This window comes from Bacillus nitratireducens (genome assembly GCF_036320425.1).
Lineage (GTDB): Bacteria > Bacillota > Bacilli > Bacillales > Bacillaceae_G > Bacillus_A > Bacillus_A nitratireducens.
Genome location: NZ_JAUMJO010000004.1, coordinates 410,321 through 425,085, shown reverse-complemented (window position 1 = coordinate 425,085; position 14,765 = coordinate 410,321). Strand labels below are relative to the sequence as shown.

15 protein-coding genes, 2 pseudogenes and 1 other annotated feature (1 of these 18 cut by a window edge) are annotated in these 14,765 nt (G+C 32.3%); of the genes and pseudogenes, 5 read left to right on the top strand and 12 right to left on the bottom strand.

Annotation, left to right across the window (positions count from 1 at the left end; translation table 11 throughout):
- Positions 1–72: 72 nt before the first annotated feature.
- Both Q3V31_RS17775 and Q3V31_RS17770 read right to left on the bottom strand, forming a co-directional pair.
- On the bottom strand, positions 73–996 hold the full coding sequence (locus Q3V31_RS17775) for a nucleoside hydrolase (RefSeq protein WP_000416765.1): 924 nt from the start codon (positions 994–996) through the stop codon (positions 73–75).
- Positions 997–1,278: 282 nt separating this feature from the next.
- Positions 1,279–2,190, bottom strand: coding sequence for a DMT family transporter (locus Q3V31_RS17770; RefSeq protein ID WP_000551599.1), 912 nt, complete (start codon positions 2,188–2,190; stop codon positions 1,279–1,281).
- Between the two features lie 156 nt (positions 2,191–2,346).
- Between Q3V31_RS17770 and pdxR the strand changes: the two genes are divergently transcribed.
- The gene (pdxR, locus tag Q3V31_RS17765) at positions 2,347–3,780 is read left to right on the top strand and encodes a MocR-like pyridoxine biosynthesis transcription factor PdxR (protein WP_000102200.1); all 1,434 of its coding nucleotides are present in this window, start codon (positions 2,347–2,349) and stop codon (positions 3,778–3,780) included.
- A gap of 45 nt (positions 3,781–3,825) precedes the next feature.
- Here pdxR and Q3V31_RS17760 read toward each other — a convergent pair whose 3' ends face one another.
- Complete coding sequence (locus Q3V31_RS17760) at positions 3,826–4,356, bottom strand: DUF4269 domain-containing protein (RefSeq protein WP_000495204.1); 531 nt, start codon at positions 4,354–4,356, stop codon at positions 3,826–3,828.
- A gap of 160 nt (positions 4,357–4,516) precedes the next feature.
- Between Q3V31_RS17760 and Q3V31_RS17755 the strand changes: the two genes are divergently transcribed.
- Positions 4,517–4,984, top strand: coding sequence for a DUF2306 domain-containing protein (locus Q3V31_RS17755; RefSeq protein WP_000021857.1), 468 nt, complete (start codon positions 4,517–4,519; stop codon positions 4,982–4,984).
- A gap of 146 nt (positions 4,985–5,130) precedes the next feature.
- Here the strand turns inward: Q3V31_RS17755 and Q3V31_RS17750 are convergent, their stop codons facing one another.
- A complete protein-coding gene (locus tag Q3V31_RS17750; RefSeq protein WP_000723970.1) occupies positions 5,131–6,006 on the bottom strand; it encodes a glycerophosphodiester phosphodiesterase in 876 nt (291 codons plus the stop codon).
- A gap of 46 nt (positions 6,007–6,052) precedes the next feature.
- Positions 6,053–6,853 (bottom strand): GNAT family N-acetyltransferase, encoded by an 801-nt coding sequence (locus tag Q3V31_RS17745; protein WP_071734483.1) that lies wholly within the window; start codon positions 6,851–6,853, stop codon positions 6,053–6,055.
- A gap of 508 nt (positions 6,854–7,361) precedes the next feature.
- Between Q3V31_RS17745 and Q3V31_RS17740 the strand changes: the two genes are divergently transcribed.
- Positions 7,362–8,060 carry a hypothetical protein gene (locus tag Q3V31_RS17740; protein WP_000189504.1) on the top strand — a complete coding sequence of 233 codons (699 nt, stop codon included), beginning with the start codon at positions 7,362–7,364 and terminating at the stop codon, positions 8,058–8,060.
- A gap of 195 nt (positions 8,061–8,255) precedes the next feature.
- Here Q3V31_RS17740 and Q3V31_RS17735 read toward each other — a convergent pair.
- Positions 8,256–8,588, bottom strand: a pseudogene (locus Q3V31_RS17735) (ester cyclase); the annotation flags it as partial.
- On the opposite strand from Q3V31_RS17735, the gene Q3V31_RS17730 reads away from it, so the two are divergent.
- Entirely contained in the window at positions 8,546–8,908 is a 363-nt protein-coding gene (locus Q3V31_RS17730) for a hypothetical protein (protein ID WP_090813484.1), read from the top strand. The pseudogene Q3V31_RS17735 and the gene Q3V31_RS17730 sit on opposite strands and share 43 nt — an antisense overlap.
- Before the next feature lie 118 nt (positions 8,909–9,026).
- On the top strand, positions 9,027–9,599 hold the full coding sequence (locus Q3V31_RS17725) for a DJ-1/PfpI family protein (protein ID WP_090813485.1): 573 nt from the start codon (positions 9,027–9,029) through the stop codon (positions 9,597–9,599).
- 75 nt (positions 9,600–9,674) lie between these two features.
- Here Q3V31_RS17725 and Q3V31_RS17720 read toward each other — a convergent pair whose 3' ends face one another.
- The 6 genes and pseudogenes from Q3V31_RS17720 to Q3V31_RS17695 form a co-directional block, all read right to left on the bottom strand.
- Positions 9,675–10,481, bottom strand: a complete 807-nt coding sequence (locus tag Q3V31_RS17720) for a DegV family protein (protein WP_000831936.1) — start codon at positions 10,479–10,481, stop codon at positions 9,675–9,677.
- A 190-nt stretch (positions 10,482–10,671) separates the two neighbouring features.
- Positions 10,672–11,178, bottom strand: a complete 507-nt coding sequence (locus tag Q3V31_RS17715) for a DUF3189 family protein (RefSeq protein ID WP_000576334.1) — start codon at positions 11,176–11,178, stop codon at positions 10,672–10,674.
- A gap of 79 nt (positions 11,179–11,257) precedes the next feature.
- Positions 11,258–11,713 (bottom strand): CcdC protein domain-containing protein, encoded by a 456-nt coding sequence (locus Q3V31_RS17710; protein ID WP_090813486.1) that lies wholly within the window; start codon positions 11,711–11,713, stop codon positions 11,258–11,260.
- Positions 11,714–11,922: 209 nt separating this feature from the next.
- A pseudogene (locus Q3V31_RS17705) lies at positions 11,923–12,121 on the bottom strand (GNAT family N-acetyltransferase); the annotation flags it as partial.
- Positions 12,122–12,125: 4 nt separating this feature from the next.
- Positions 12,126–13,151, bottom strand: a complete 1,026-nt coding sequence (locus tag Q3V31_RS17700) for a serine hydrolase domain-containing protein (protein ID WP_090813487.1) — start codon at positions 13,149–13,151, stop codon at positions 12,126–12,128.
- A gap of 108 nt (positions 13,152–13,259) precedes the next feature.
- The gene (locus Q3V31_RS17695) at positions 13,260–14,498 is read right to left on the bottom strand and encodes an MFS transporter (protein WP_000734560.1); all 1,239 of its coding nucleotides are present in this window, start codon (positions 14,496–14,498) and stop codon (positions 13,260–13,262) included.
- 65 nt (positions 14,499–14,563) lie between these two features.
- Positions 14,564–14,765: a binding site (T-box leader), on the bottom strand; it runs 55 nt beyond the window's last position.

Here is a 14,765-nt window from a genome sequence, read left to right as displayed (position 1 = left end):
TAAGCTCCTTTAAAAAGAGAATTTATCTTTTATATTCAACGGAGTGAAATGATTCCCTTTTTCGACATCAACTTATAACATGATTTTCATAAAATCCTGAATAAATTTTTCCTCATCTAATTGTAACGCTATACGAGCCCCTTCAGATTTAGAGTGTGGGCGAAAATCAGCAAAAGTTTGTCCCTTCGTTTCACCGCATATATCCACAGTCACTTTTCGGGATGTGTAATTTAAAAAAGTAGGATTCACCAAACCGCTTATAGCAAGTACATCGTGTAATAATGGTCCTTCAATAGATGGATTGAGCTTTTGGTATGCTGATAAATAATAATCGTACATGGGTTTCATAATCGGTTTAAATGGATTTTTTGTATTAGCTAAAATATAAGTAAATACACTTGGGGTTAAAACCGTTTTATTTGTTACATTTAAAGGGAATAACGTTATATTTTTCGCTTGCTGAAATACAATTTGACTTGCTATAGGATCTCCGTACACGTTTGCCTCTGCTAATGGAGTAACATTCCCTGCTTCTAAAAAGACACCACCCATAAAATAAATTCCTTTTACATTTAACATCAAGTCGTTCCATAAATTAAACGCAATTGCTAACGAGGTAGATCTTCCTACATCGACAATTGTTAGATCTTCTCCATACTTTACAAGAATCGAAGCAATACTACCAAAATTGTATATCGGAATGGATAACACACTTTCCGGTACATGTATGGGTCCTAATCCTTCTGGTCCATGAATTTCAGGGTAATACGTTGTAATTTCATTTGTAAGTGGTTTTGTTGCTCCGCTAATTACAGGAATATCTAGTCTGTTTGCTAACTGCAAAATATATGCGGCATTATGAGCGGCATGTATATGTTCAACATTTCCATATCCAGTTACGATACCAACAATTTCAATTTCAGGATGCAGTAAGCCATACATAATTGCAAACGAATCATCAATACCTGGGTCTCCAAAAAATAAAACCTTCTCCAAGAAATGCACTCCTTTCATAGGTAAGATAATTATGTATATGTGGAAAAAATTTAAATCTATACAATTCTAAGCAAATATTAATGGTGAGTAATGTATTGATAAAAAGAACTAGCATTATGCTAGTTCTTTTGCAGATAAATGATCTAACAGTTTAATTAAATCTCGTACAAATATTGGACTAGCTGATTTTAATATAAATCTTTTTCACTATATTTATTGAATTGAAAGCCTGTTATTAATCCGAAATTTTGCATTCAAATTGCAAATACTCGTAAGAATGTCTTACCATACTTTTTCACGCTCAATTTGCTTATAATCATCTTTATTAAATGTTAAATGAGCAATCACAACTCCAAGTATAGTAACTATCCCTCCAACAATCGAAACAAAGGTTGGTACCTCGCCTAACCATACCCAAGCAATAAAACATGCAGTAACTGGTGTTAAATATAGAGAACTTGTTGCCTCAGAAGCACCGGAATGGGATGTAATATACGCTAATGCAATATATGGAAGTACTGTCGGGAACACACCTAAATATATAACACTCAAAGTAATTTCTATAGGAGCTGCTACGATTTCTTCATAAATCCCGGGCAAAAAAATAAGCATACATACCGTACCAGACCAAATTGTATATATTGTAAATGGTAAGAAACCGTACTTTTTTAAATAAGACTTTTGGAAAACGAAAAATAGACTTTCTGAAAATGCCGCTAATAATATAAGTAATACCCCACTATTCAATTGAATAGAATCACCTTGACTTAATGATAAAAAAGCAATTCCTATCAAACTAATTACACCACCGATCCAACCATTAAATTTCATTTTTTCATTCAAAAAAACAGAAGCAAGAATTGCCGTTAATATCGGTGTTATCGATACAATGAAACTAGCAGGTCCAGCATTCACACTCTTTTCACCGTAGTTGAGTGCAATATGATAAATCGTAAATCCCAGAGCGCCAAATATAAATATTACTGGAATATCTTTCAAATCAGGTAAACGTAATTTGTATATAAGTGAAAACAGAAAAAGAATCAAAGAAGCGATTAGTAATCGTAGCAATGTGAGGTGTTCAGGCGTGTAAGCTTCAAGCCCCATCCGAATTCCTGGAAAAGCTGTTCCCCATATAATAATCGTAAAAATGTGAGCACATACAATACGAAAATCCCATTTTTTATTATGCATACTTTCTCTCTCTCCCTCTCCAATAAACCAGCCATTTTCTAATTACCAATTATTTCTTTTCATCATATTTAATAGTTGATACAATGTCTTCAACCAGTTATTCCTCGAAAAAACCAACCACTTTGCATTTTTAAAATGAATGAGGGAGTTTTTAATATGTCTACTGATAAAAAACTGCCTAAATATCGGCAAATAATAGACTATATGAAAGGAAAAATTGAATATGGAGAATGGCCGATTGGAAGTAAGCTTCCTAGCCAGCGGCAGTTAGCGAAATTATTTCATGTAAATCGTAGTACTGTAATAACTGCACTAGAAGAACTTATGGCAGATGGTTTAATTCAAGGGCAAATCGGGTCGGGAACAATTGTAATAAATAATACATGGTCATTATTAGCTACCAATCCCCCGCCCGATTGGAGTGAATATGTAAAAGCTGGTATTCATAAGCCAAGTAAGCTAATGGTCCGAGAGATTAATGAAGCAGAAGCAAATAAAAAATTGATTCATCTTAGTAAAGGAGAACTTGCACCGCATCTTTTCCCATTAGAAACTATGCAATTCATTATGCGTAACGTATGTGAGGAACTAGATTATTTCGGATATGAAGAACAAAAAGGATATCTCCCTTTACGTGAAGCAATAAGTAATTATGTAAAATCATTTGGAATAAATACATCACCGAGTTCTATATTAATAGTCTCTGGTGCATTACAGGCATTACAATTAATATCAATCGGTCTTTTACATAGAGAGTCAACTGTTTTACTTGAACGGCCTTCTTACTTATATTCTCTTCACGTATTTCAATCGGCTAATATTCACCTTTCTGGAATACAGATGGATCAACATGGAATTATCCCTAATGATTTGTTAAGAAGAATTAATTATAGTCAAAAGAAAAATATTTTATATTCGATTCCTTGTTTTCAAAATCCGACGGGTGTATTAATGTCCGAGGATCGACGAAAAGAAATACTAAAAATATGTGAAAAAGAACAATTGCCTATCATTGAAGATGATATTTACCGTGAATTATGGATTGATGACCTACCGCCTCCTCCTTTAAAGTCGATGGATAAACATGGACATGTATTATATATCGGTAGTCTATCTAAAACACTTAGCCCAGGACTTAGAATTGGATGGATCATCGGACCAGAGCCTGTTATCGAGAGATTGTCAGATATAAAAATGCAAACTGACTATGGATCAAGTTCTTTATCTCAAAGAGTTGCGACGGAATGGTTAAGTAAAGGGGGTTATGAAGATCACGTAGCGAACGTAAGGATTCACCTAAAAGAACGAAGACGAATAATGATACAAGCACTAAATACGTACTGCGCTGACATTACTACATGGGATATCCCTAGTGGTGGATTTTTTATATGGCTAAGGGTGGTGCCTAACATTTCGATGAAAAAACTATTTTCAGAGGCTCAATCAAAGGGAGTTCTTATTAACCCGGGACGTATTTATGAGGAAGAATCAGATCAGTTTATACGTTTATCTTATGGGTATTCTTCCCCTGAACAAATTACTCAAGGTATTATTATAGTAAGTAATTTGATTCGTAAGTTAATGGCATAATAAAAAAATCCTCTTTTTATAAAGAGGATTTTTTATGTGCCTTTTTTACCATAATCTCATTTCCTGTCCTAATAAAATAAGTTCTTTATAGGGATCACCGTCAATGTTTAATACTTGAGCAAAAGCCGGTTCTGTTTTTAGCCCTTGATCTTTTAAGCGAATAATTTCTTCCCTTATATGCGGATGCTGCATTAATAGCATGTGCTCTACTATCATATGTCTATATGCATTTTGGTTACGCACTGGCTTAGGCTGAGCGAATAATTCAAAATCAAAACCTTCAAATTTAAAATTCACCTTTATCGATTCAGTACCTTTAATTTTTTTCTTTTTTATTTTGAATCCTTCATAAGAGCCATATAAAGATCTCATTTCCTGCTCAAAAACATCAAAGTTATATACTTCCATTACAATATCTAAGTCAGATTGAGGAGTATCAATTCTTATAGGGATTGTCCCGCAAAGAACTGGGCTATATAAAGCTAAATCCTCCATTATGTTTAGCTCATTCAAAACATCATATATTTTTTGTTGTTTGTTATTCCCCGATTGTAAATATGTAATAGATGTAAACATAGAAGTCTCTCCTTCATTTAACGTAATACGAGCCTCACTTAATTTAAAAAAATTTGTTCTAAGAGTACCTTTATTTCAAAATATTAAGCCGAACTAACTATATTTTTCAACTTTTCTCCTATACTGCAATACTATAAAAATAAAAAAAGGAGGAATTATTATGAGCATTTTCAGCATTCTTTTAACCATACACATACTATTTGGAACAATATGCTTAATCACCGGTATTGTAGCTATGGTTGCTCAAAAGAAGAAAGGAAAACATACGGAGTGGGGTGAAATATATCATGCATCCTATGTTGTCATCACCCTTACTGCAATTATATTATCCATTATAAACTGGGATAAAATCGCATATTTATTTTATGTAGCAATTTTCTCTTATTCATTCGCGATTTATGGATACCTTGCAAGAAAAAGGCGTTGGAAAAATTGGCTCCATCACCACATTAGAGGTATGTTAGGTTCTTATATAGGTGCCGTCACCGCACTTTTAGTAAATATCGGCATCCATATTCCTATTATAAATTTACTGCCGCCAATATGGTTTTGGTTTTTGCCGACGTTAATCGGTATTCCGCTCGTAGTCAGTGTATCAAAAAAATATAAAAAACAAAGAAAAAATTAATTACATTTTGATTACTTTCTGACAAAACTTATGAAAAATAATCATCAATATTGTATTATATCAAGTTTGGCGTATAGAAATAAAAAAGAATCCAATATGTTTATTGGATTCTTTTTTATTTATTACTCCCTTAAGAATAATACTTTTTAATTTTGACTTTTCAAATCTAATACTGAATGCAAACGATCCGGATAATTAGTAAACATCCCGTCTACACCCCATTTTAGTAACTTTTCCATATCTTTTTCATTATCTACTGTAAATGGATGAACTTCTAATCCATGTTTCTTTATTTTTTTCACATAGACTGCATCAATATATTTGTAGTTCATGCCTAGGCCAATGCAGTATGTTTTATACTTTTCTATTTCTGAGTCTGTTAATTGAACTGCTTTTTTATATGATAATAATTGTACTAACGGTATATTGTCATTTAAACTGTGAATCTTTCGCAGACTTTCTTCACTAAATGATTGAATAATTACTTTATCACTTATTTCGTAGTGCTTTATAATCTCTAATAGCTTTTCTTCCATACCAGGATATTCATCTGGCGATTTTGTTTCAATATAATAGTTTGCATTACGTCCAAACGTTTCAATAATTTCTTCTAGTGTTGGAACCTTAGCATCTTCAAATTCTTTCTTTGCTAAATTTGGATACTTTTTATTGAAAAAAGAACCTGCATTCAGTTGTTTTATTTCATCTAATGTATGATCTTTTACAAAACCAGTACCGTTTGTTGTACGGTTTAATGTTTCATCATGCATAGCTACTAAATGTCCGTCTTTTGTCATTTGGAGATCTATTTCTATATAGTCACCTTTTAATTGCTGTCCTAATTGATACGCTTCTAATGTATGTTCCGGTGCATATGCAGAAGCCCCTCTATGCGCAATATTTTTAATATGATTTGATTGATTAATAGCTTTTGTATATTTTTGTTCATTTACTTGCTGAAAAACAAAAGTGCTAATTACAAAAAAGAAACAGATAATTGTAATTATAGATATTTTCTTCATAACGGTATGTTTACTCCTATATTTAAAGCGATTTGATTTGGATGAATTATTCAATTAAATGTCGATTTTCAAAAACTGTCATTTGTCCTACAGCTTGAAAGCCAGATTTTTTATAAATATTTATTCCATCAGGTGAAGCTTGTAAAATGCAGTAAGTATCTTTTAGTTGTTTTGCTTCTTGAAGCAGGAAATTGAACATAATAGAACCAAATCCTTTTCCTCTCATTTCTTCTTTAGTCGCTATATCATAAATACCGACGCTATCTTCCGTACAAACTAAAGAGCCAACAGATACTACCTTCCCTTTATAAAGGCCTAAGTATAGTTTCATGGCATCACTATTCCATAAATCTAAAGAAGCAATTTGATTATAGTATGCTTGTACGTGAGTACCTTCTGTTGATGTACCGAATAAAGCTGCTAACGTTTCGCCAAATTGTTGTATTTGTTCTGGCGATGTTGCTTTTTCTATTGTAAAACTTACTGGAATGTCTATTATTGGATGAATTTTTCTTAAGTCTGCTACCATCGCGATATTCTGTTCTACTTCTTTTAAACCAAGTTTGATTAATTCGCTTTTTATAGTCTGTTCTTGCTTATCATCCCAAAACCAAACACTCATTGGAAATTTCTTTTGATTATAGCATTCTACCTCCTTATATAATTTCTCGATCCCTTTCGTTACATTACTATTTAGTAGTGTAATAATATTAAATGTATCTGCAGGTAATCCGCAGTCGACAGTAATGTAATCCTTCGTTTCTTTTACATCCATTCCAATTACCCGCCGCGCAATGTATGAGGTTTTATATGTAAAATTGTCTATTAGTAACTGCTTATAATTCATTCATTTTGCTCCTGTCATAAAATTTCGTATTCGAATCCTTCAGTATTAAATATAACATATAAGAAATCTACCTATTTCTATAAAAATATCTCTATAAATCACTCTTTGCGTCCTAAAAGAATTAAAAATGATATAACGTTGTCGGAATGAAAAAAGTGGTATATAATAAATATTAACATTACTAGTAATTATTTTAGGTATTCCTAGAATAAAGGAGCGATACATATGAAAATTACTATTTATTTCGGAAGTCATGAGGATCAAGATGTTCGTACTATGGACTGTCATTTAGATGTAGAAGATACAGAAGAGATTGTTTCTGTATCATAATATAAATAGTTGGGATGAAACCTCTTCCCTACAGCGTTTAAGGCACCTTTTCAGGTGTCTTTTTTGTTGTTTTTTTCGTCAAAAACCCTTTACTTTAGAGTGTTTTAATAGTAAAATATAAATATACGAACAAATGTTCTTTTTTATTTTAATTGTACATGAAGGGATGATTTTAACAATGACTCAAGCAAAGCGCAGAGGAAGAAAAAAGCAAACACCTATTATTTCAAATACAGGCTTTATCGGCTCTGTCTTTATTGATACATTGGAGTTACAAAAGAAATCCTATTATTTCGCTCGTAAAAAACTTCAAATTGTGCACCACGTACTAGATGGTCTATCTGGAGCAACGAGTGCATTATTTAAAGAACATAATATCGCTGCATACATGTCATGTGTTTATTTACATAAACAAAAGAAAATCGGCTTCGTTCTTTCAACAAAACCTTTTGAACAAAGTGATGGTGTTTCTTATTTTATAAATTATTTGATCGAAAAGAATTTTTATGGTGACGAAGATATTGAATATCAAGAAGTATTTAATACAGGTTTTATTGGTGTAGTATTCGCGGATTTATCTAGTATAGATCGCTTTAATTTTGAGTTTGAAATGGGTATGTTAACGAAATTAATGAAAGATATGATCATTCCAGTTAAAGAGCTCTTTTTACGCCACAATGTACCGGCTTACATCTCCACTTCTCATTTAGAGGAGCAAAATAAATTAGGTTTCGTTCTTTCTGTAAAGCCATACGATGAACGTGCAGAAGCAGATTTATACTTCGAAACATATTTAAAAGAACGTGGATTATTTATTGGTGATGAAGAGGATGATATTGATAAGATTGTTATTAGAAAGACAGCTGAATTACGATAGAAAAGTGTAATGATAATAAATTTATTTAATTTTGATATAAAAACATAAGAGCCTTTCTGCAATAAAATGCAGAAAGGCTCTTTAAAGTTGTTTGATTTTTACGGATTTCGCGATACGGGAAATCCCATATCGAACGATTGTGTTAACAAATTTTGTATAGTGCTTTATTTTTCTATTACTCTTAAAAATTAGCTACTAAATATTATTAATATTTTTATTGAAATCAAATTGATTTTGAATTCCTGACCTATCAATTTGAATCCAATACTCTGAAATTTTCCCATCTTCTATTCTATACACCGCACTTGCCATTTGAACTATTGGGAGTCCTGTAGGTTGATATCCATCGGTTTCTCTTAGATGTGTACCTACTTGTTTCCAACGTACATACACTTTACTTCCTTGTACTAAAAATTCTTGAATTTCTAAAGAGAAATTTCCATATACTTCAATCATCTCTCTTACATGTTCAGCATAATCTTTAGGTGTTCTGCAAACTGTTTGTTCTTCTTCAGATACAATTTGATGTATATAATATTGCTGAAGAGAAAAATATAGATAACATTGTCATAAATATTTTAGAAAAAAGTATTACACCCAAAGTTTTTGAAATTCCAATAATAAAGGAGTCTTTAGATGATTTATTGAAAGACTTCGAACGTCTTTTAAAAAGTGGAAATATTCCCTTAGATAATGTTTTTTCCGCAACGGCAAGCATAATTTTTAATATTGAAGATCCATACATTGGAGTTTCCAGTGCTAAACTAGAAACATATGATTGTTTTGTAGAGATTATAGATAAAAATGAAAAATCCCATAAAATTACTGTTAAAGAATGGTGGAGGTAGTTCCCTCCTTCTTTAATTAACAGGTTTGAAATTACCGATACTAATGATAAAAATGGTGTAGCTCAAGTATTAGAAAAGTTAATTGGTACTGTTAACAAAAGTAATGGAGGATTAGAAAATGAAAATTGCAATAGTCTGTTTCGATAAGTTTACTGATATAGATGTTTTTCTACCATGGGATTTATTAAATCGTGTACGTTTAGTTGGCGGTATTTCTGATTGGAATGTCCAACTATTAGGAACGGAAAAAACTCATATATCCATGTCTGGCTTACGTATTCCCATGACAGGAAGCATATCAGATATTCCTTCTGCTGACGCTGTAATATTTGCAAGTGGCAAAGGGGTACAAGATTTATATAAAAACCAAGAATATATTACTAGTATTCATGTAGATCCTCAAAGACAATTAATAGGATCAATGTGTTCTGGTTCACTACTACTAGGAGCTAAAAAATTGCTAACTGGCAAAAAAGCAACTACATATCCATCCGCAGTAGAACAGCTTAAAGAATTTGATGTAGACGTTATTGAACAAAGTTTCGTAAACGAAGGAAGTATCTCGACTGCTGCGGGTTGTTTTGCTGCTCAAGATCTCTCAGCTTGGATCATAAGAACTCTAATTAATGAAGAAATGGTTGATACTGTGCTAGAAACGGTTCAGCCAGTAGGTAAAGGTTTATATTTTTAATTTCAACTTGCTGGCGACGTGGTGTGTCCCATTTTCAAATAAAAAAACCCGCGAATCATTCACGGGTTTTTCCTTTTAATAACTAATTGCTATTGTACCTTCACCTGCATGAACAGCAAATGAAATCGGTAATGGATACAGTTTGAAATCCATTTCAGGAAATGATTGTTTAATATCTGAAATCCATTCTTCAGCTCCATCTTTATCGTTAGCATAGAACATATGAAGTACTTTTGGTAATTCTTTTTCAAGCTCATTTTTAATGTATTCTCTACATTTTTGTATTTTACGTACTTTCTTTTCAAGTAAAAGTTCTCCGCCTTTTACTTCTAAGATTAAGTTGACACTTAATAAACTTCCAAGTAAAAATTGAACTCCCTTTACACGACCACTTGCATATAAACCTTTTAAGCTCTTTGGAAATACATAATAAGGTCTTCTTTTTTCATCAACTAATGTTTTGTGTATATCTTGTAAAGTCATACCATCATTGTATAACGTCTTAGCTTTTCTCATAAGTTCATCCATTGGATAACTTGTCGTTTCACTATCTAATACAGTTAAAGGGAAACCTGCCATATCAGCAGCTAGCTTCATATTTTGATAGGTCCCACTTACTTTTCCGCTAATAGCAATTGCAAAACCTTCTTCATATTCTTCTTTACATTTCGTAAATAACTCTACCATTTCTCCTATGTTAGGTTGTGAAGTAGTAACCGTTCTTCCGTCATTTAACGCTTCATAAAGACGTTCATGAACTCCCTCTTCGCAATCTTTATACGACACTCCATCAATAATAACTTCAATTGGGATAACAAAATTATCTCCTTCTGTTGTAAAACTCGCAGTTGTACTATCAGTAATCCAAGCAACACGCTTCATGTTGTTCCTCCCTTATTCAATTCCTCTTTTCTGACTTTTCTATATATTTATCTTATGAAAAGAGAATATCCCCTGTAATAGTAACAGGACTTTAATATTTTAGCTATAGAAGATGTATAATAAATGTGAATATTTTTTGTCTATTTGTCAAAAAAAGAAGACCGCGAAATTTTGCGGTCTTTTCTTAACATTACTTAAATGTTTCGTTATCTAAAATTACAACATAATCATTCGTCAATCGGCCAGCTTCTTTCGTATAACTAACAAGTCTTTGTATGTTATCACAGCTAAGTTTTGCTCCCCATACGAGTAATGGTACACCGATAAAGTCGATGTGGAACCTTCTAGAAAACAGTCCACCAAAAGTCATGGGTAAAGGAACAGTTGGTGATGTATTAGAAAAAATAATCTTTTCATGACTTTGATAATGTTTTTGCAAAATCTCTCCTAAATGCTTCATCGCAGGTACAACGACCTTGGATGCCCCGCATCCAATTGTATATACGGGATTCCCATATTCATCTTGTCCATGAAAAATAATTTTCCCCATATCTTCTGTTTTCAATTTATTAAAGTACTCCACATTTAAAATTTCTTCTTTCGTTAACTTCCGATCGGTTGGTAATTTATTCAAATGATAAGCTGCAGCGAGTGCAGTTGAATGTGTTCCGCCGAAATCTGTGTAAATGAATATCATATTATCATCCCTTGTTGTAAAAATTCAATGTTATTTAGTATTACCGTTCACAGCATTGTTAAACAAGGGATAAATGTATTTACACTTTTTGTATTAACTTATTATATTTTTTCCAAATATAATATCGTCTACTAATTACTGTACCTAATGTGATGCATAAAAAGGCATTCGTTACAACCATTAATGTGTAGTGAGTACTGTCAGGAAACATACTTTGCTTAATCAAAACCTTTGCACCTAAAATAACAAGGAGAATAATTGTACTTAACCAATTTCCTTTTCGTAATACATGACCTGTTTCACTATCTAATCGAAATGTTAAAGCTTTTCCCCTAATAACTCCAAGACCCAATCCAATTCCGAGCATTGCAACGAATAGTAGTACGTGCAATATATTTAATTGTCCCATATGAATAATGGACTGGATTGTTACAAAGCACAGCAAAGTCGGAATGAGCCAAATACGATTAATATTCACTTTGAATTCCTTACCTTGCATTAATACAATTATAAGAATAACAAGTAGAATATCCATTTAGAGTCCTCCTATATACTTGTTTACCTTTGAAAATTATATTCGTCTCTGCTCATACCATACTTGAAATACGATAGCTACTTTAATTTGTATAATATGGAATGTGGTTTCCCATCAGCCTGAAGCATAATTTATAAAAGTAAAAAGACGTACTTTTTACTCATACGTCTTTAGTAGCTTTATTAGTACATTCCTAAACTGTTTTAAACTTTTATTTCATATTCAATATCTATCAAACCTACTACTTGGTCTTCATATATAGCTACTAGTTCAATAGCTGGATTTTCATATTTTTCTTTCTCTCTAAGTACATTGTCATAATATGCTGTATCTAAAAAAGATAACGAACGGCAACGTACCCAGCTTATTTTGTCTTCTTTTTTTATATGCTCTAATTTTTATAGCCATGTAATTACAAAACCCCTTCTATTTCTACCATTAATTTTTCAGGTCCTGCCCCTTTATTTGATGGAATAACTAATGTGATTCCTAAGTCTGGGTATACGGCTGAGCGAAAACTAACGCCAGGATCATATCCCATTACATGATATTTAAAAATGGTATTCTGTTTTTTCTCAATCCATATTCCATAACCGTAAGACTGACTATTATTCACTAAAATATGAGGGGTTAAAAGTAAATTTGTATATTGGTGGCTTAATATTTCATTATTAAATAGAGACTTCCAAAATTTCAACATGTCTGGTGCAGTAACGTAGGCACCGCCATCAGCGCCTCCCTTAATAGGTATAGAATATGCATTTGTTCTCCATTTTTGATCATTTACATCTTTTATATATCCAATGGCTGTATCTTTAGGTAAATTATCTAAAGAAAAATAACCCGAATCATTCATTCCAACTGGAACAAATATATTTCTTTCTATATATTCCGTAAATTCAAGTCCTGACTGTTGTTCTATAATTAATCCGAGTATGATAAAACCGGCATTGTTGTAGTGAAACTTACTTCCTGGGGCAAACATCATATTACTGTTTTGGAATAATGGTAAAAAGTCTTTTAAACCTTTTAATAGATACATAGGTGTTTTTTTCCAAAGATCCTCAAAATTATCCATAATACTTTCGTCAAAATAATCCGGAATACCTGAGCTATGCGTTAAAAGTTGATGTATTGTAATGTCTTGATCGAAGTTTGGAAATTCAATACTTAAACAATCTTTTAACTTAGTATGAAAAGAAAGTAAACCTTTTTCAACGAGTTGACATATGCCGATTGCAGTGAAGATTTTACATCCTGAAGCGATTCCGAATCTTGTTTGTAGTGTATTGTTTATACCTTCACTTCGGTTAGCATATCCAAATGAATTTTCGTAGATAATGTCATTTTCTCTTTTAATTAAAATTACCCCGGAAAACTCTAATTCTTGGTGTAATTCTTTTACAATTTTCGCAACCTCATTATTTGTATTAATCATGACAACCACCCTTATCATTCAATAATGTTCTTCCACCTAATTATTTTTCAATATAGAGATGAAAGAACCCTCTTATTACGTGCCATTAATTTTAAAAAGGAAGAAAGATTATTTTGAATCTATGGATTCAGCTGTATATACTTTGATCCTTGAAGGTAATAAAGTATATACACACAATATGATAGTAATTAATAGCATTATAAATGCGCCTACAGTTACTACAAATTGAATGGACAGAAATTGAGTTGCTACTCCGAAGAGTATCGTTACAAAAATTGTTATAATTGCAATGATAAGCCCGTAAATGCTACCAATTCGCCCCATTAAATCAACAGGAACATTATTTTGATAAAATGTGTAATACCCCGTATTTGCAAACGCCATAGAGAAAGATAGTATAAAGAATCCAATTGCAGCTATTAAAAATCCATTTGAAAAAGCATAGACCATATAACCGATCGCGATGAATAGTGATCCTACTCCAATAAGAAATGCAGTTGCTAATTTTTTTGACAAAATAGTGTTTATTATTGCCCCTAAAATAATACCTGCACCAGCAATGCTAACTAGGAAACCGTATTTACTATCTGTTAGTAGTAAAATTTCTTTCGCAAACGATAGTTCAAGGGCATCAATAGCTGTTGCTAATACCATTATCCCCTGGAATAAGAAGTATACACATACGATATACGTAGATTTTTTACTGAAATTTAAAACTATGTTCCAATCTTTTTTTAGTACAGTTAGAGATAACTTATCACTTGATGTATTAGATTCGTATCTTTTATCAAGATTAGGTAAAAGTAATGTAATTAACCCTGATAACAGAAATGCTATAGCATTCATATATATAGCAAACTCTGGTGTACCAGTTATTAATAATATCCCCGCCACTGCTGGGCCAATTAAAAAAGCGCCAGATCCTATTAAACTACGTAGTGAATTGAAACGTTGCCTTTTGTCTACTGGAATTAGTTTTGTCATATATGTCATAGCAGTTGGCTCATAAATTGCACTAGCCATGCTAATAAAGAATACTAAGAGATAGACACTCCAAAGAGATGGAAGTAAAGGTAACATAGCGATAAGTATTACGCGATATATATCAAGGTGGATCATTAACTTCCGTTTATTTAAACGATCTATCAAACTTCCTGACCAAGCATTTGTAAATAATGTCGCAAATGGCTTAATTACATATAAAGTAGCGACCGCTAAAGCCGATCCTCCCATATTATATACAAGTATATTTAATGCAATTAAATAAATCCATGCACCTAAATTTGCAATACCAACTCCGGACAGTAGTAATAAAGGATATTTCCAATCTTCAAGTAATTTTTTCACTTTAGGCACCCGCTTTCAAGATTGTTTTAAATCAATAAAAAAATCCCACCCCCAAGACTTAAAGTCTTAGGGACGAGATTTATCATCGCGGTGCCACCCTAGTTTGTTAATATGTCGCCATATTAACCTTATCAGGTACTGCATTTCAAAATGCCTATACCTTAGCTCTATAACGGGAGCTACCGTCACTCCACCCCCTAATTAAATGTTCCGGTGTGCTGCTCAGAGGCTTGATTCAATAAAAGATTTTTGCTCCTTTTCAGCTAA